At 44.6% G+C, this 15,456-nt stretch carries 20 protein-coding genes; 17 read left to right on the top strand and 3 right to left on the bottom strand.

The window, feature by feature from the left end:
• Positions 1 to 144: 144 nt before the first annotated feature.
• Positions 145 to 756, bottom strand: a complete 612-nt coding sequence (locus tag ACJ28U_RS07085; RefSeq protein ID WP_407618831.1) for a DsbA family protein — start codon at positions 754 to 756, stop codon at positions 145 to 147.
• Between the two features lie 287 nt (positions 757 to 1,043).
• On the opposite strand from ACJ28U_RS07085, the gene ACJ28U_RS07080 reads away from it, so the two are divergent.
• From ACJ28U_RS07080 to ACJ28U_RS07060, 5 genes are all read left to right on the top strand, one after another.
• A complete protein-coding gene (locus ACJ28U_RS07080) occupies positions 1,044 to 1,646 on the top strand; it encodes a GTP pyrophosphokinase family protein (protein WP_231898319.1) in 603 nt (200 codons plus the stop codon).
• A gap of 27 nt (positions 1,647 to 1,673) precedes the next feature.
• Positions 1,674 to 2,489 carry an NAD kinase gene (locus ACJ28U_RS07075; RefSeq protein ID WP_010373835.1) on the top strand — a complete coding sequence of 272 codons (816 nt, stop codon included), beginning with the start codon at positions 1,674 to 1,676 and terminating at the stop codon, positions 2,487 to 2,489.
• Positions 2,489 to 3,400 (top strand): RluA family pseudouridine synthase, encoded by a 912-nt coding sequence (locus ACJ28U_RS07070; protein ID WP_010373833.1) that lies wholly within the window; start codon positions 2,489 to 2,491, stop codon positions 3,398 to 3,400. The genes ACJ28U_RS07075 and ACJ28U_RS07070 overlap by 1 nt, the downstream gene beginning before the upstream one ends.
• Before the next feature lie 25 nt (positions 3,401 to 3,425).
• Positions 3,426 to 4,811 (top strand): magnesium transporter, encoded by a 1,386-nt coding sequence (gene mgtE / locus ACJ28U_RS07065; protein ID WP_010373831.1) that lies wholly within the window; start codon positions 3,426 to 3,428, stop codon positions 4,809 to 4,811.
• An 84-nt stretch (positions 4,812 to 4,895) separates the two neighbouring features.
• On the top strand, positions 4,896 to 6,071 hold the full coding sequence (locus ACJ28U_RS07060; protein WP_407618830.1) for a multidrug effflux MFS transporter: 1,176 nt from the start codon (positions 4,896 to 4,898) through the stop codon (positions 6,069 to 6,071).
• 38 nt (positions 6,072 to 6,109) lie between these two features.
• Here the strand turns inward: ACJ28U_RS07060 and ACJ28U_RS07055 are convergent, their stop codons facing one another.
• Positions 6,110 to 6,823: a TIGR00266 family protein gene (locus ACJ28U_RS07055; protein WP_407618829.1), complete on the bottom strand. Its 714-nt coding sequence runs from the start codon at positions 6,821 to 6,823 to the stop codon at positions 6,110 to 6,112.
• 192 nt (positions 6,824 to 7,015) lie between these two features.
• Here ACJ28U_RS07055 and ACJ28U_RS07050 point away from each other — a divergent pair, with 192 nt between their 5' ends.
• The 7 genes from ACJ28U_RS07050 to ACJ28U_RS07020 all read left to right on the top strand — a co-directional run bounded on the left by ACJ28U_RS07050 (position 7,016) and on the right by ACJ28U_RS07020 (position 11,856).
• Positions 7,016 to 8,008, top strand: coding sequence for a VOC family protein (locus ACJ28U_RS07050; RefSeq protein ID WP_010373824.1), 993 nt, complete (start codon positions 7,016 to 7,018; stop codon positions 8,006 to 8,008).
• A gap of 447 nt (positions 8,009 to 8,455) precedes the next feature.
• Positions 8,456 to 9,838 (top strand): ribosomal protection-like ABC-F family protein, encoded by a 1,383-nt coding sequence (gene abc-f, locus ACJ28U_RS07045; protein ID WP_407618828.1) that lies wholly within the window; start codon positions 8,456 to 8,458, stop codon positions 9,836 to 9,838.
• A 140-nt stretch (positions 9,839 to 9,978) separates the two neighbouring features.
• The gene (locus ACJ28U_RS07040) at positions 9,979 to 10,254 is read left to right on the top strand and encodes a DUF2089 family protein (RefSeq protein ID WP_407618827.1); all 276 of its coding nucleotides are present in this window, start codon (positions 9,979 to 9,981) and stop codon (positions 10,252 to 10,254) included.
• Positions 10,251 to 10,532 carry a hypothetical protein gene (locus ACJ28U_RS07035; protein ID WP_407618826.1) on the top strand — a complete coding sequence of 94 codons (282 nt, stop codon included), beginning with the start codon at positions 10,251 to 10,253 and terminating at the stop codon, positions 10,530 to 10,532. Before ACJ28U_RS07040 ends, ACJ28U_RS07035 begins: the two co-directional genes overlap by 4 nt.
• 119 nt (positions 10,533 to 10,651) lie before the next feature.
• Positions 10,652 to 11,059 (top strand): hypothetical protein, encoded by a 408-nt coding sequence (locus tag ACJ28U_RS07030; protein ID WP_407618825.1) that lies wholly within the window; start codon positions 10,652 to 10,654, stop codon positions 11,057 to 11,059.
• Positions 11,060 to 11,171: 112 nt separating this feature from the next.
• Positions 11,172 to 11,519, top strand: coding sequence for an MmcQ/YjbR family DNA-binding protein (locus tag ACJ28U_RS07025; RefSeq protein ID WP_407618824.1), 348 nt, complete (start codon positions 11,172 to 11,174; stop codon positions 11,517 to 11,519).
• A gap of 7 nt (positions 11,520 to 11,526) precedes the next feature.
• A complete protein-coding gene (locus ACJ28U_RS07020) occupies positions 11,527 to 11,856 on the top strand; it encodes a hypothetical protein (protein ID WP_407618823.1) in 330 nt (109 codons plus the stop codon).
• A gap of 63 nt (positions 11,857 to 11,919) precedes the next feature.
• On the opposite strand, the gene ACJ28U_RS07015 is transcribed toward ACJ28U_RS07020, so the two are convergent.
• A complete protein-coding gene (locus ACJ28U_RS07015) occupies positions 11,920 to 12,795 on the bottom strand; it encodes a LysR family transcriptional regulator (RefSeq protein WP_407618822.1) in 876 nt (291 codons plus the stop codon).
• A gap of 94 nt (positions 12,796 to 12,889) precedes the next feature.
• On the opposite strand from ACJ28U_RS07015, the gene ACJ28U_RS07010 reads away from it, so the two are divergent.
• From ACJ28U_RS07010 to ACJ28U_RS06990, 5 genes are all read left to right on the top strand, one after another.
• A complete protein-coding gene (locus ACJ28U_RS07010; RefSeq protein WP_407618821.1) occupies positions 12,890 to 13,282 on the top strand; it encodes a DUF2255 family protein in 393 nt (130 codons plus the stop codon).
• An 8-nt stretch (positions 13,283 to 13,290) separates the two neighbouring features.
• Complete coding sequence (locus tag ACJ28U_RS07005) at positions 13,291 to 14,154, top strand: aldo/keto reductase (protein WP_407618832.1); 864 nt, start codon at positions 13,291 to 13,293, stop codon at positions 14,152 to 14,154.
• 17 nt (positions 14,155 to 14,171) lie between these two features.
• Positions 14,172 to 14,495, top strand: a complete 324-nt coding sequence (locus ACJ28U_RS07000) for a carboxymuconolactone decarboxylase family protein (protein ID WP_134644156.1) — start codon at positions 14,172 to 14,174, stop codon at positions 14,493 to 14,495.
• Positions 14,495 to 14,902, top strand: coding sequence for a cupin domain-containing protein (locus ACJ28U_RS06995; RefSeq protein WP_407618820.1), 408 nt, complete (start codon positions 14,495 to 14,497; stop codon positions 14,900 to 14,902). Before ACJ28U_RS07000 ends, ACJ28U_RS06995 begins: the two co-directional genes overlap by 1 nt.
• A gap of 95 nt (positions 14,903 to 14,997) precedes the next feature.
• Positions 14,998 to 15,450: a MarR family winged helix-turn-helix transcriptional regulator gene (locus ACJ28U_RS06990; RefSeq protein WP_407618819.1), complete on the top strand. Its 453-nt coding sequence runs from the start codon at positions 14,998 to 15,000 to the stop codon at positions 15,448 to 15,450.
• Positions 15,451 to 15,456 lie beyond the last annotated feature (6 nt).

Genomic DNA, 15,456 nt, shown 5'->3' with positions numbered 1-15,456 from the left:
ACGTTGAGTTGCCGCTCAACGTCTTTTTCTTTGCCTTTATTACCACTATTATACCAAAAAGCAGGCGCAAACCCTTGATATACATGGGTTTGCGCCTGCTTTTATTCAAAATGTTCAGCTGAGTTTTGTCCCAGCCTCTTTATTTTAGCCTTCTTCAATCTCCGTGACGTGACCATTATGGAGGTAACCGTCGTATGTGTTAAGTTGTTGACTGGCTGATGGTGTAATTAGCGAACGAAGACTTTCATCGGAAAAATCAGTTGTTCGACTGGCGTGGTTCGCACCGTTTGTATTGTAGACAACCAAGGTTGGGAACTGAGTAACGCCCATTTCAGCGGCCATGTTGTGATCAGCGCGGTAGGCTTGAATCGTTAAGTCACTGTTACGATCCTCTAAGAAGAGGGATTGATCAGCTGCAATATCTGCAACGAGACCCATGACGAATTCGTCGGTGTAAGGTTGACCGCTAAAAATAGCGGTTTGGGCGGCTTCTAAGAAACGACGGGCAACTTTTTTTCCTTGGAATTGTAGGGCCTTAACGTCTAAAATGAAGCGATACATGGTTTGCGATAGCACTTGTTCTTGCTCAGGATGCCCAAGCGCTACGGCGGTTTCATGGACGGATTGCATCGTCATCACAGGGACGACTTGCAAAGCGATTTTTTCTGTTGCTGTGGTTACGTATGACGCCAATTTCTTCTCGGTCTCTAAGCTATCACCGGAAAGTGGGTTCACGAAGTGGTACACCTCTAACATAATGAGCCACGACCTCCAAAACTATTTCTCTAAAATATCTGTGATAATATTAAACGTTTTACTAGGCGATTGTCTAATCGCAACGCCTAAAAATGTGCAACATTACCAATTCTTAAACCAGCTGCAATAGTTGTCATATTATCTATGAACATTTTGTGACCGATTTGTGTTTTTTCAACATGACTAAGAATAAATCAAAACCAAAATATTTGCTTGGATAATGTCTTAGAAATGCCAAATCGTTTGGTATAATAGAAACAGTGAGAAAAAATCGGGGGATTGACGACATGACACATAATGAATGGGACAAATTGTTACAGCCATACGTTCAGGCCGTTGACGAATTAAAGGTTAAGTTGCGTGGCATGCGAACGGAATTTGAGTTGGCCGGCATCAAGACACCCGTTGAATTCGTAACGGGGCGTGTGAAGGCAATTCCAGCCATTGAAGAAAAGTTGGTTCGCCGTCATATCGACATGGAACGCTTGGAACAAGACATGGAAGACCTAGCTGGTGTCCGTATTATGACGCAATTCACGGAAGACATTTTTAAAATCGTGGACTTGCTCCGTCAACGTAAAGATATGGTTATTTTGGAAGAACGTGATTATGTCAGCAATGCGAAGCCATCTGGCTACCGTTCTTACCACATCGTAATTGAGTATCCCGTCCAATTGATCACGGGAGAGAAAAAGATTTTGGCAGAAATCCAAGTCCGCACAATGCAAATGAACGTATGGGCAACGATTGAACACGCAATTAATTATAAGTATGATGGTGACTATACACCGGAGATGACTGAGAAGCTTCGTGAAGTGGCTGAATTGAGCATTCGCGTCGACGAGTTATTCTCTGAATTACATAATGGTTTGGATAAACCAGCAGATTAATTGTCAGCCACAAGGAAAGAAGACGAAATGAAACTCGCAATTTACAGTAATAATGGCGCACAGTCAAAGGCTGTTGTGGCTTTATTTAAAGAAAAATTGGCTGCACGCAATACCGATAAGATTGTCTTTGATGACGAGCATCCAGATGTTGTGATTTCAGTGGGTGGAGATGGTACCTTGCTTGGGGCTTTCCATCACTACGCCGATCAATTGGCTTTTGTGCGCTTTATTGGCGTGCATACCGGCCACCTGGGTTTTTATGCGGACTGGCAACATTTTGAAATTGACGAATTGATTGATAGTTTGGTCAATGATGAAGATGCCCGAACAGTTAAGTATCCCTTGTTGGAAGCACACGTCCGGTATACTGACGGCCGAGAAGAACGCGTCCTTGCATTGAACGAAGCCGCTATTAAGCGACCATTGGGTACTTTGGTGGCAGATGTGTACATTCAAGGTGAGTTGTTTGAACGATTCCGTGGGGATGGTTTGACAGCATCAACGCCAACCGGATCAACCGCCTATAATAAGGCAATCGGCGGGGCAGTGATGCATCCAAGCTTGGATGCTATCCAATTAGCAGAAATTGCTTCGATTAACAGTCGCGTATTCCGAACACTTGGTTCACCATTGATTATTGGAAACCATGAAGTTATTCGGGTGCAACTAGAGAACGACGGCGCAGCGGTAACCCTTAGTTTCGATCATTTGAGCAAAATTGCCTCAAACATTGATTGGATTGAGTTCCGCGTGTCAAAAACAAAAATTCAGTTTGCTGAGTATCGACACATGCACTTCTGGCACCGTGTTCAGTCAAGCTTTATTGGTACGGAGGTAAAGTAATGGCCCAATTCAGTTGGATCAACCAAGGCGACGAAACGCTTAAAATTAAGACGTTCTTAGCCCAACGTGGTGTCTCACACCGCATGTTTTCCATTGTGAAGCGTGGTGGCGGGGCGGTGCTCCTTGCGGGTAAGCAAGTTCGGACCGTCGATGAGGTTAAGCCAGGTGATAAGGTCACGATTGTGATGCCACCTGAAGAATCAAATGACGTCGTTGCGATGTCGGATTTGCCAATCACGGTCTTATATGAAGATGAAAACTGGTTGGTTGTTGAAAAAGAAGCTGGCGTGACGTCAGTACCGGGTAAAGCTGACCGTGAAACGACCATGGTTAACCGGGTTAAGGGTTACTTAGCCCGGTCTGGGGCTGAGGATTTAGTGCCCCACGTGGTCACGCGACTAGATCGCTTTACGTCGGGGGTTGCCTTGTTGGCTAAGCACCGCTTTGCCCATGGCCTGCTCGACAAGCAATTGCAAACGCACTCAGTTGATAAGCGTTACTATGCAATTGTCGATGGCGATTTGCCAGATGATTACGGCTTTATCGATGCACCGATTGGTCGGATGGACGACGACTTTATTCGACGCGAAGTGCGAGAAGATGGGCGTCCTTCACAAACCGAGTACTGGGTCGTGAAGCGTTTTGGCAACCAAACGTTGGTCCGCGTGCAGTTGCACACTGGCCGCACACACCAAATTCGTGTGCACTTTAAGTATTTGGGTCACCCGTTGATTGGGGATGAAATCTATGGTGGCCCAATGGATCGTGGCATTACACGCCAAGCGCTACATGCTTATTGGTTGCGCTTCTATGATCCATTTGCACAAGTTGAACGCACGACACAAAGTGCATTGCCACAAGATATCGTGGCTGTTTTGGACGGCTATCAAGTCGAACCAGACGAAAATTAATTGTTAAGAATGCGGGGAAAGAATCATGAACGACATGCTGGACGAAATTACAGATGAGATGCGTGATGAACTTTCCGAACAAGCTCATCACTTGGTCAATTATTTGGAACATGGTGAGAAAGAGGCGTTCTTGGACGGCTTTGACGAACTTCACGGTTACGACAAGGCCGTTTTTTATGTGACTTTGCCATCACAGCTCCGTCATCAAATTATCGAGTGGTTAACACCAACTGAATTGGCGGAAGTCTTTGACGAAATTGAACCCGAAGACGTTGATATTAACGACTTGCTGGAGGAAATGTCACCACGCTATGCTGCCCAAATGCTGAACCAAATGTATACCGATAATTCGGTTGACTTGTTTGAAGACATGGACCAGCGTGAATTGGGGATGTATTTGGCGTTGATGCCGAAGGAAGATGCAGCTCAGATTCGTCGGTTGTTGAATTATGAAGACGACACAGCTGGATCTTTGATGGGTACTGAGTTTGTCGCGATTAATCAAAAACTGACAATCGGTCAGGCGATGACAGCGGTGAAGAAGGCTGCTCAGGAAGCCGAACAAATTACTTACATTTATGTCGTTGACGATGACGAAAAGCTTGTCGGCGTTATCTCATTGCGTTCTTTGATTGTTTGGCCGGACGAAGCCAAGGTTGCGGATGTGATGGATACAAACTTGATTACGGTGACGCCGAGTGATGACCAAGAGGACGTTGCCCGATTGATGGCCGACTATAATTTCGTGTCGATTCCAGTTGTGGTGAAAGACCACCTTGTTGGTACCATTACAGTCGATGATATCGTGGACGTTATTGATGAAGAGGCCGCGGAAGACTACTCTCGTCTGGCCGGTGTGGACGTTGTCACGTTGGAAGAGAATCCATTTAAATCCGCTGCTAAGCGTTTACCTTGGCTAGTTGGTTTGATTTTCTTGGGAATGGGAACGGCTTCAGTAATCAATAACTTTGAAGGTTTAGTGAGCCAAGCGTCGATTTTGGCGGTGTTCATCTCTTTGATTACGGGAACCGCCGGTAATGCTGGGACGCAGTCTTTGGCCGTGTCAGTCCGTCGCTTAGCGTTGAAAGAAACAAGTTCGCTCATTAAGATGTTGATGACTGAGGTGTTGATTGGTGCCATGATTGGTGCGACGGCCGGTTTGACCATCTTTTTGGTTGTGTGGATTTGGAAGGCCAATATGCTCTTAGGCGTTGCGGTCGGTCTGGCGATGGGTGTGGCCATTCTGGTAGCGAATGTCGCAGGATCATTCATTCCACTAGTAATGGATAAAATCGGGGTTGATCCAGCAGTTGCGTCGGGTCCGTTCATTTCAACGTTATCTGATTTGACATCCGTCATTATTTATTTCAACATCGCTGGCTTATTTATTAGTCACTTTGTGAGTGCGTAAAGTAGGACGTACGCTTATACTAAAAACATGATTTAAGTAAAACGGCTCAAATTGGGTCGTTTTTTGATTGGGAGATTGTGGGTTATGAAGAAGAAAATTGGCATCTTTCAGCTCTTTTTATTGGGTGTCTTAAGTGCCTTTTCACCACTGGCAATGGATTTATATTTGCCAGGGTTACCAGAGTTACAACAGGATTTACACACGTCGACGTCATTAGCGCAGTTGACGATTACAGCATCCTTGCTGGGGTTGGCCCTCGGACAAGTGATCATTGGACCGTTGTCTGACCGAATTGGCCGGCGGACACCGTTGCTGTGGGGCACGGTCTTATTCGGCCTGAGTTCGGCAACAATTGTCTTCGCACCGAACATTTGGGTGTTGATTATTTTACGGTTGATTCAGGGGTTGGCCGGGTCAACAGGGATTGTTTTGTCATTGGCGGTAATTACGGATTTATTTACTGGTAAGACTTTGACAAAGCAAATTGCGATTAATCAAACGATTAATGGCGTCTTTCCAGTCTTGGCACCCGTGTTTGGTGGGGTGATTATTGCCATTGCGGACTGGCAGATGACATTCTGGGTTTTGGCAGTCTTGGGGCTGATTTTGTTTGTGAGCGTCTTGCTTGCCTTGCCGGAAACCTTGCCGGTTGAAAAGGCACAGGTAGCTGACCGTCCATCAGTGGTGGGTGGTTTCGCACAACTATTTAAGCAACGTGAATTTGTGCTATATGCCCTCACACAAGCCTTTATGACGGCAGCGTTGTTTGCATACATTTCTGGTTCATCATTCGTCTTGCAAAAGATTTTTGGCATGTCAGTGACAACTTTCGGGATTGTGTACGCGATTAATGGTGCTGGTATCGCGCTTATGTCGAGCCTGGCCGGTCGCTGGGCGGTGAAGTTTGGTGAATACCGCGCACTCCGCTGGTTTATCCGAGCTGGCTTTTTAGGTGGGAGCCTCTTACTTGTGACGGCATTCTTGCCTAAGTCACTTTGGCTGATTTTGCCACCATTATTCTTAGTTGTGGCAACGGTCGGGGGCATTATTTCATTGACGACGGCGTTGGGGATGCAAGGACAACAACAAAACGCAGGTTCAGCTTCAGCGTTGCTTGGACTAGCACGTTATGCGTTGGGTGGACTGATGTCACCAATTGTCGGGCTTTTCGGCCAACACACATACATGCCAATGGCAATATTGATTGTTGGGGTGCAATTGGTTGGTTTTATCATCTTTAGCCAAGTTAAAAAACAATAGAAAAATGGGTATCGACAACGCGGTCGATACCCATTTTTTTAGTTTGAACTAGGTTGTGGCATGAACGGCTTGAGCATGTTGGCAAAATTCTCAAGATTCAATGACTGAACGAGAACTTTTCCAGTGCCGTTAAACGTGTTGACCACACCTTCGCCTGTGCCGATTGAACCAATCAAACCGCCACCCTCAAGGTGAATGTCATAAGTCAGTGACGTTTCCCAAGCGACAACGTGCGCATTATCGATGGTGAAGTCGTGGGCGTCTTGCAGGTCGATTTCCTTAATTGATCCGAACGCTGCAACGAGCAAAGTCCCTTCACCAGACGTCTTCATAACGAATAAACCACCTTGACCACCCAAAATAGCGCGGCCAACTGATTGCCGTTCCATGCTGTACTGCACGGTACCATCCATGGCTAAGAAAGCTGAGTCATTCAAGTAGTAGTTGCGACCAGGCATAACTTCCAAGGCTTGAATCGTACCAGGCACGGCGGGGGCCAAAGCTAAATCACCACCTTGCGCACCGGCTGAGACTTCCGTGATGAAGACTGATTCGCCACTGACCATGGCACGTCCAGCGGCGCGCAATAGCTTACCGATACCTGAACCGCCATTTGCGTTTAGACGACCCTTTAGTTGGGTGTCGCCAGTGTGATAAACCATCGCACCACTTTGAATGCGAACTGTTTCGTTGGGTAACAAGTTATATGTCACCAGTGGAAATTGCATATTTGCCTCAATATTGTAATCCATTGTGATAACCCCTCAATATTATTTGATACTTATAGTCTACCTGAAATGCGGGTTTAATGCAGGTGTCAGCTGTCAAAAATATTTGATAAAAAAATGACACTTTTTACGTGCATTGTTTTTGGTAGTTGGTTATTATGTGTACATAAAGTAAATGACATAAAAATTTTTAAACATAAAAAGAGGGCAGAAGTAATGCAAACTCACCACATTTCACTATTGACTGGCGATGCTAAGTTGAACGCTGATTACTACGTTGGCGTTTTGGGCATGCGTTTCATCAAGAACTCAGTTAACCAAGCTAACCCACGTAACCGTCACGTCTACTATGGTGACTTCATGGGAACACCAGGAACGGTTATCACGTTCTTCCCAATCGACGATTTGCGCGACCGCACTGACGGTAAGATGTTCTTCTCAGGTATTCACTACTCAATTCCTGAGGGATCAACGCAATACTGGTTGGACCGCTTTGCTGAAAAGGGGTTGAAGGCTGAAGTTGATGCTATGGGCCGTATCCGTACGGCTGACTTTGAAGACTTGCCAATCCGTATGCAAGAAACTGAGGGTAAGAACTTTGACTGGCACATCAACTACATGTCAGATGTTCCAGCTGAGTTCCAAATCACTGGCGTAATCGGTGCTGAATTGCACGTGCCAGATGTTGCTGCAACGGGCCGTTTCTTTGAAGAGTTGTTGGAAATCCCAGTTAAGGGTAACATTATCGACTTGGATGGTGTTGAAGCAATCGAATTGGTTCAAACTGCTGAAGATGCACCTAACTCACGCTTTGGTAAGGGTTCAACTGACCACTACGCTTTGGGTGTTGAGTCAGAAGAAGATTTGAAGTACTACTGGGAGCGTGCTAAGGCCTTGGGCTTCAAGCGTGAAGTCTTCATCGACCGTGGTTACTTCCGTTCAGCTTACTTCATCGAGCCTGGTGGAAACCGTATCGAATTGGCAACGACGAACCCAGGATTTACGTTGGACGAGTCATTGTTCGACTTGGGTACGACGTTCGCTTTGCCACCACGTTTCGAAGCTTCACGTCAAGAATTGCTTGACCACTACGCTAAGAAGGGCGTCTTCTTTGACGAAGTAAAGCCATACACGGGAACTGGTCACTTGGAGAACGGCGGCAAGATCCGCGCAATCCACGACGAGAACGGAAACACGCGTAACGATTAATACCAACCCTTGATATGACTGGGCTGACAGCGTTTCTGGTCACAATTGGTCACCAAAACTTTTAAACCGAAAGATATCGACGTTTTGTCGGTATCTTTTTTGTATATGTATGAATAAAAATTTTAAATTGGTTTCTGGTAAAACTCGTTCTGACGACAATAATAAAATTGCTAATTATTGGGAAAGATTTTTTGAATAGTAAAAATCCACTTGGGATAACATAGATTATGTAAACCAGAAAGCGGTTCTTGTTGACCAGCCGAAGTTATCCTGGCATAATATAAACAATTAAAAGAACACGAGGTAAGGTCCATTGCGCAATTAAGCTGATTTCAAGTTGATAGATACTATCGGTGAGATTGGTTTTAGTGTGGACTTTTGCGTGTACTAACAAACATGCTTTTTGAAGTGCCTTCAATCTCATCGTCATTGAGATTGGAGGCTTTTATGTTACAAGGACAAATTCAAAATCTTACTAAGCGGATTAGTGGCGACACGCTATTCGAAATTGATCATATCACGATTCCCCAGACAGGTATTGTTGCCATCGTTGGTGAGAACGGTGCAGGCAAGACAACGCTGCTAAACATACTACGAGGAGTGGACGCAGATTATTCTGGTACCGTCACGCTACCGGGTTTTATTGCATTTGTGCCACAAATTAATACGGTAGATGGGGAGTCTGGTGGTGAAATGACGAGACGACTAATTAGTGAAGCATTAGTCAGTCGACCAGATGTTTTAATTCTCGACGAGCCAACATCACATTTGGATGCCGCACATCAAGCGTGGTTAATTAAGTCACTTCGCCATTTTAAGGGGTTGGTTATTTTGGTCTCGCACAGCCGGACATTCCTGCGTGAAGTTGCAACGGCGGTTTGGTCTTTTGAAAATGGGACGGTCACCGCTTTCAATGGCAACTATGAGGGGTATTTAGCTGAGACAGCTGCTAAGCGCGACGCTCAAATGCAAGCCTACAAAGCGTACGTTTCGGAGAAAAGTCGCTTATCGCAGCGCGCTAGAGAGGCTGGTGAACGGTCTAACCGCGCTAAAAAAATCAATCCGCACAAGCATAGCCGAGCTGAAGTTGAATCAATCAAGAATAATTCAAATGGCATTGAGAAAGGTTTTGCGCAACAACGCAAAGCTTTCAATAGTCGTCTAAACCGGTTAAATAAAGTTGAAAAGCCATTATCAGAGACAAAATTGATGTTACAAAATCCAGTGTTGGTGCGCCCGGGTAAGCCGGTTATCACCGCATTGGATGTAACGGTGTCACAAGCTGAACGGGAATTAATCCAGCATGTGACACTCAAGGTTGAAACCGGTCATCGCGTAGCAATTGCGGGCAAAAATGGATCAGGTAAAACGACGCTAATTAATCGTTTGTTGCAGGGCGGCCTGGGGATTACACATGCTGATAATTTGCGGATTAGTTATGCTAATCAGGACTTGCGTCAATTAGATGCCAGCAAAACAGCCTTGGCAAATATCATGCTGACGACTGATGAATCAGAACAGATTGCTCGTAACTTCTTGGGGGCAATGGGGATTCGGTTAGAACAGGTTAATGAATTGGTTGGCAATATGAGTGGTGGTGAACGTGTTCGTGTCGCGCTGGTCAAAGCTTTGCTACAAGCTAGTGATTTATTAATTCTTGATGAACCAACGAATTATTTAGATATTCCAGCGTTAGAAGCATTGACTGCGTATCTGCAGACAACGAAACAAGCTGTGATTTTCGTCTCCCATGATGCCCAATTCGTGAGAGATGTTGCAACTGAGGTCTTTGAGATTAGCGAAGGAAGCTTGTTAAAGCACACAAACTAATTTTTACACTGACATAATTTAATAGATAATGATCAAAAAGCCATGTTTTAACAACGTGGCTTTTTCTTTTTGTAAATTAAATTTGCACATTTCGTTCAACATTGTTAAAGTTAAATAAACAATGTTAAAGGAGTACAGTGATGGAATGGTTTTTAGAGTTGAGTATTGAAGATCAGGAATTTGTAAAACAATTGGTACTTTCTTCTGGGTCACTAAAACAATTAGCAAAGATATATGATGTGAGCTACCCAACTGTTAGAACTAGGTTGAATATGGTCATTCAGACCATTAATTTAATTGATAGTAAACAAGCTAATAGTTTTGAAGGCCGCATTATGAAGATGGTGATTGCGGAAAAAATATCGTTGGATGTTGCAAAAGAAATTATTTCAGATTATCGGGAGGCAAATAAATGAGTGATTTTAAAGGACTAATGATGGGGATGTTAATAGCGGCAGTTATTTATCTGGCGGATCGCTATTTGCCCAAATGGTTTGGGGCCGTTCCAGGTGTATTATTTGCCGTGCTTGTTGGTTATTTGGTGATTTTCTATCATACGTCATTCTTCAGTGCATTAACACTGCTGTTAGTTGGTGAATCAATTTTAAATGGTATTTGGCTAAGTAGCTTGGATGCCCGTAAGAAGAAAGTTCAACAAGAACTTGAACGAATGAAGGCCAAAGACTTATCGTAATGAAATTGTTATCGGTTCTATTGTTTAGCTGGCAATAAAGCATAGGTAGTCACTATTCCTTCGTATTTATATGATTATATGAATATATTGATGAAATATATCATATAAGAGGGAATGGCATGAAAATGATTTTGTTACTATTGATTGGTTTTGCGGGTGCATTTGTAGCGGTGACGCATACTGATGACGTATTAGCCCCCGATAAGCCGACTATCCAGAATATCTTACCGGTGAACCGGACTGAGCGGGCGTTGGTGTTGGATGCACGAAAACATGGCTTGGATTACGCACTAAGTATCGTGGAGAATCGGACTGGGCGGGTTACAGATGATAAATATTGGCTGCTTAAAGATCCTCATGATGGTGGTTATTGGGGTGATTATAATAGCGATCCAACCCATGACGGGGTTAAGCGGTACAAAACCGTCGCTGGCAAAGAAGTATTGGAAGTAATCAAAATTTACGAGGCGCCGGATGCGACAACGCTAGAGAAAGCAAAACAGGTGTTGGCGTTATACTGCCAGTAGGCTGTCTTGGTTTCGTACATAAACGTGATTTTGTGTTGACTATAAAAATATAGAGGTGCCGTCCAAGTTGTCTGTGCTATTATGGTGAAACATGATTGAAGGAGCGACTCAGATGTACACCAGAGAACAGTTGATCGCGCTGGTACAAAACGATGCGGCGACTCATGAAACGTATCCATTTAACAAAACCAATTCACATGAGACGATTATTTGGACAGTTATGAAGCATAACGCAAGTAACAAAATTACGGCAATGATTTTTGAACGTGAGGCGGTGTTGTATTTGACGTTGAAACTAACGCCTGACCATGTTGACGAGATGATTAAAACGCGCGGGATTACCCGTGCTTATCATATGAATAAGCGGCATTGGATTACGATTTCGGTCAACGCTACTGATGCGACAAAACAAGAAATGTTAGGAATGTTGGCCGAAAGCGAACGCCTAACAAAACAGTAGGAGGCCAATGATGTTAAAAAATATGAACACGTGGTCGAAAAATGTACTGTATATAGTGGTAATTTTCGCAGTTCCGACACTTGTAATCCGCCATAATTTTGCGGAGTTGTTGTTCTACTTAGCAGTTGCCTTAGTGGCCGTGATTATGTCTTTAGCACCTAATTGGGGAGGAGCAGTCATTAGTGCTGTTTTGTTTGGTGTGCTAACCGAGGTGTTTGACTGGGTCTCGTATGCTAACTGGTATTGGCCTTCATTTTTGACATATCTGGCAATCGGTGGCGTTCTTGCGACGGGGCTGGCGTGGCGTCAGCGGCGGGAAACTCATTTCACTAATTAATTTACTAATATTAATAACCAAAAAGGGCTACCAATTCATTTTGGTAGCCCTTTCTGCGTAGCACTATTTAATTGGGAGTTCATTCTCCAAATAATGGATAAACTCCTCATGCAAGGGGGTTAGGAAGGGGGTGTGCTTCCAAATCATCGTGCCTGTCGAAATGTTTTCAGGTGTAAATGGTTTGAAGAGTAACTCAGGGGCATTAATCACCCCAGCGATACCGACCAAGAGGAGCTGGTCGTCAACCAATGGATACATGCGGGCATTACCAATCAGATTGTACTTCATGCGAATATTTAGCTGCGACGCCTTCAAGTCAAGTTCTTCTACTAAGGAATCGTTAAACGAGGACTGCCTTGAAATCGCGACGGGGTATTGGGTGAGTTGTTCAGCTGTGATTGCTGGCTCACTGGCCAGCGGATGATGCTGGTTGATAAAGACCCCACGAACATCCGCATCTGGAAAGTCGAGGTAGTCATAAGAAGCTTTTTGCGTGAAATCAAGGGCAAACAGGAAGTCGAGTTCGCCTTGGTTAAGGCGAGCCAGTAAGTCAGTTGTTGATCCAGAAATTAAAGTAATCGTGACGTTCGGGTAGTCACGTTGTAATTTAGAGATTGCCTGGATAACATGATCGAACATCACTGTTTCAGCAGCACCAATCGTGATAACGCCGGCAATCGCTTCCTTGGATTGTAAATTGGTAACGGTTTTGTCAGCGATTGCAATCATGTATTCAGCTTGTTTGACCAGGTAGATGCCTTCAGGGGTTAGCGTGACAGGCTTATGTTCACGGTTAATCAGTTGCACACCAAGTTCAGTTTCAAGCAATTTTAACTGACGTGATAAAGCAGGTTGTGTCACGTTTAACTGAGCTGCGGCGGCGGTTAGTGTGCCAGTGCGTGCAACAGCTAGGAAATATCTTAAAACGCGCAATTCCATATTATTACCTCTCGTTATAGTTTGTTATAAAAACAAGGCATTAGTAATGACAAGTATAACGCACTACACTTGAGATACAAGGGAGGTAGCTAAGATGACACTAACGCCAGAACAAGTTAACGACTTTAGTCGGGCAGATGATTTTCATATTGCACCTTATCGAGCTGATGGTCGCACGCCGGGGACACCAACATGGATTTGGTCGGTTGTTGTCGACGGTGAGTTATATGTTCGGGCTTGGAATGGGGTGCAATCACGTTGGTACGGATCAGCGAAGAGCCAAAGGGCGGGTGAAATCACCATTGCTGGTCAGGCGTATCGCGTCGCCTTTGAACTCATTTCGGGGGCTAGCCATGAGCAACTTCAGGCGGCAATTGATACTGCCTATCAGACAAAGTATGCGGACAGCGCCTATATGCCACCGATGCTGGGTGCCGGACCACGTGAGGCGACGGTCCGTGTGATTTTGAAAGAACGAGGAGCATGAACATGACAATTTTTGATGAAACCTACAAATTAAATAATGGTGTTGAAATCCCAAAGATTGGGTTTGGCACGTGGATGATTACCGATAACGATGACGCAGCCCAAGCTGTTAAAACGGCGATTCAAGTGGGCTACCGGCATATTGATACGGCTGAAGCCTATGAAAATGAAGTCGGTGTCGGTCGTGGCGTCCGTGACAGTGGTGTACGACGGGAAGATGTTTTCGTGACAACCAAACTAGCCGGTGAAATCAAGGACTATGATGATGCGGTGGCTGCCATTGACCAATCATTGGCTGATTTAGGGTTGGACTATATCGATATGATGATTATTCATTCACCAAAGCCTTGGGTTGATTTCCAAAAAGAGGACCGTTTCTTTGCCGGTAATCTGGCTGCTTGGCGTGCGCTGGAAGAGGCCGTTGATGCTGGTAAGATTCGAACAATCGGTGTCTCAAATTTTGATGAAGTTGACTTGCAGAACATTCTTGATAACGGACGCATTAAGCCTGCTGTAGATCAAGTTTTGGCGCACATCGGCAATGTGCCATTTGGTCTCTTTGATTATGCCAAGCAACGCGATATTCAAATTGAAGCCTATTCGCCATTTGGTCACGGTGAAATGCTGAAGAATCCGAACTTGCAACAAATTGCTGATAAGTATGGTGTATCGGTACCACAATTGGGGATTCGCTACTTGTTGCAATTAGATGCCTTGCCTTTGCCAAAGACGCTGTCTGAAGACCACATGCGTCATAACGCAACAGTCGACTTTACCATTAGTGATGATGATATGACGCTGCTAAAGCGAGTTACGTTTAACGATTATGGTGAATTTAGTGGCTTCCCAGTGTTCGGGGGCACGTTAGATTAAGAACGGAGATGAGTGATATGGCAGAGAAGGTAACTGCAGGGCACGACGCATTGGGCGCGTTTGCACCTAAATTTGCAGAATTAAATGACGAGGTCCTGTTTGGCCAGGTTTGGTCACGCGAGACGGCACTTTCAGCTCGTGATCGGTCGTTTGCAACGATTACCGCACTGATTGCCACAGGGGCGTTTGAACAATTGCCCTTCCACATGCAGAAAGCGAAAGAAAACGGTCTAACTGCTGATGAAGTGGCTGAAATTATTACCCACTTGGCATTCTACGTTGGCTGGCCCAAAGCCTGGTCAGCATTTAATATCGCAAAAGAAGTTTATGAGGTAGCATAATGGCAAAGTTTCCAGAAATTAAAACGGGGACAATCTTTGCAGCGGGTGTTCTAAATCCCTATGGCGAATTTTTTGTCGGTGACACCTATTTGACCAACTTGGTGACGTCACCGGATGAAAAGATTGGCATTGGTTCAGTGTCGTTTGAGCCAGGATCACGAAATAATTGGCATATTCACCATGACGGCTATCAGATTTTATTGGTGACTGCCGGTGAAGGGTGGTATCAAGAAGAAGGACAACCTGCTCAGTCACTGACAAAGGGTGATACTATCGTGACACGTGATGGTGTGAAGCATTGGCACGGTGCCAAAAAAGATAGTTGGTTTGAGCACATTGCGATTACGGCTGGAACACCAGAATGGCTTGAGCCGGTTTCAGATGCGGACTATGACGCACTAGATTAATTAACACTATATAAGAGCGGTAATCAATTTAATGATTACCGTTTTTTGTTGCATTTGCAACAAAATAATTATAGACTATGCGTGAGGACGAAAATATGACAGCTAACTTAAGAGAAATTGGCATGATTGCGCGTGCCCTAGATTCAATAAGCAATGTGGAATTTAAAGAATTTAATCTGACCAAAGGACAATATCTGTATTTGGTTCGAATTGTTGAACAGCCTGATATTATTCAAGAGGCGTTGTCAGATTTGATTATGGTCGACCGCACAACGGTGTCGCGGGCTGTTAAGAAATTAATTGCCGATGGGTTAGTTGAGAAACAGGATAATCCCGGTAATTTGAAAATTAAACATCTTCGCGCAACGGAAAAGGGGCGCGCCATTTACCAAGTGATTAAACGGGAAAATGATTACTCAGAAGCTGTGGCGTTACAAGGATTTTCCAATGCAGAGGTGCAACAATTGAACGCCATGTTGATACGGATGCGTGAAAATGTTGCAGCCGATTGGAACGCTGTAAAAAAAGGACAACACCGTAACTATTAAAGACGA

It is taken from the genome of Weissella sp. MSCH1 (assembly GCF_045799135.1).
Classification (GTDB): domain Bacteria; phylum Bacillota; class Bacilli; order Lactobacillales; family Lactobacillaceae; genus Weissella.
The sequence above is the reverse complement of the archived record's forward strand: the minus strand, read 5'-3'. Positions and strand labels throughout refer to the sequence as shown.

Coding starts and splice junctions, on each gene's coding strand:
- ACJ28U_RS06995 (WP_407618820.1), top strand. CDS start 14,495: ATGGCAAAGTTTCCAGAAATTAAAACGGGGACAATCTTTGCAGCGGGT.
- ACJ28U_RS07015 (WP_407618822.1), bottom strand. CDS start 12,795: ATGGAATTGCGCGTTTTAAGATATTTCCTAGCTGTTGCACGCACTGGC.
- ACJ28U_RS07085 (WP_407618831.1), bottom strand. CDS start 756: ATGTTAGAGGTGTACCACTTCGTGAACCCACTTTCCGGTGATAGCTTA.
- mgtE (WP_010373831.1), top strand. CDS start 3,426: ATGAACGACATGCTGGACGAAATTACAGATGAGATGCGTGATGAACTT.
- ACJ28U_RS07080 (WP_231898319.1), top strand. CDS start 1,044: ATGACACATAATGAATGGGACAAATTGTTACAGCCATACGTTCAGGCC.
- ACJ28U_RS06990 (WP_407618819.1), top strand. CDS start 14,998: ATGACAGCTAACTTAAGAGAAATTGGCATGATTGCGCGTGCCCTAGAT.
- ACJ28U_RS07040 (WP_407618827.1), top strand. CDS start 9,979: ATGGAATGGTTTTTAGAGTTGAGTATTGAAGATCAGGAATTTGTAAAA.
- ACJ28U_RS07010 (WP_407618821.1), top strand. CDS start 12,890: ATGACACTAACGCCAGAACAAGTTAACGACTTTAGTCGGGCAGATGAT.
- ACJ28U_RS07000 (WP_134644156.1), top strand. CDS start 14,172: ATGGCAGAGAAGGTAACTGCAGGGCACGACGCATTGGGCGCGTTTGCA.
- ACJ28U_RS07030 (WP_407618825.1), top strand. CDS start 10,652: ATGAAAATGATTTTGTTACTATTGATTGGTTTTGCGGGTGCATTTGTA.
- abc-f (WP_407618828.1), top strand. CDS start 8,456: ATGTTACAAGGACAAATTCAAAATCTTACTAAGCGGATTAGTGGCGAC.
- ACJ28U_RS07055 (WP_407618829.1), bottom strand. CDS start 6,823: ATGGATTACAATATTGAGGCAAATATGCAATTTCCACTGGTGACATAT.
- ACJ28U_RS07035 (WP_407618826.1), top strand. CDS start 10,251: ATGAGTGATTTTAAAGGACTAATGATGGGGATGTTAATAGCGGCAGTT.
- ACJ28U_RS07060 (WP_407618830.1), top strand. CDS start 4,896: ATGAAGAAGAAAATTGGCATCTTTCAGCTCTTTTTATTGGGTGTCTTA.
- ACJ28U_RS07020 (WP_407618823.1), top strand. CDS start 11,527: ATGATGTTAAAAAATATGAACACGTGGTCGAAAAATGTACTGTATATA.
- ACJ28U_RS07070 (WP_010373833.1), top strand. CDS start 2,489: ATGGCCCAATTCAGTTGGATCAACCAAGGCGACGAAACGCTTAAAATT.
- ACJ28U_RS07075 (WP_010373835.1), top strand. CDS start 1,674: ATGAAACTCGCAATTTACAGTAATAATGGCGCACAGTCAAAGGCTGTT.
- ACJ28U_RS07025 (WP_407618824.1), top strand. CDS start 11,172: ATGTACACCAGAGAACAGTTGATCGCGCTGGTACAAAACGATGCGGCG.
- ACJ28U_RS07050 (WP_010373824.1), top strand. CDS start 7,016: ATGCAAACTCACCACATTTCACTATTGACTGGCGATGCTAAGTTGAAC.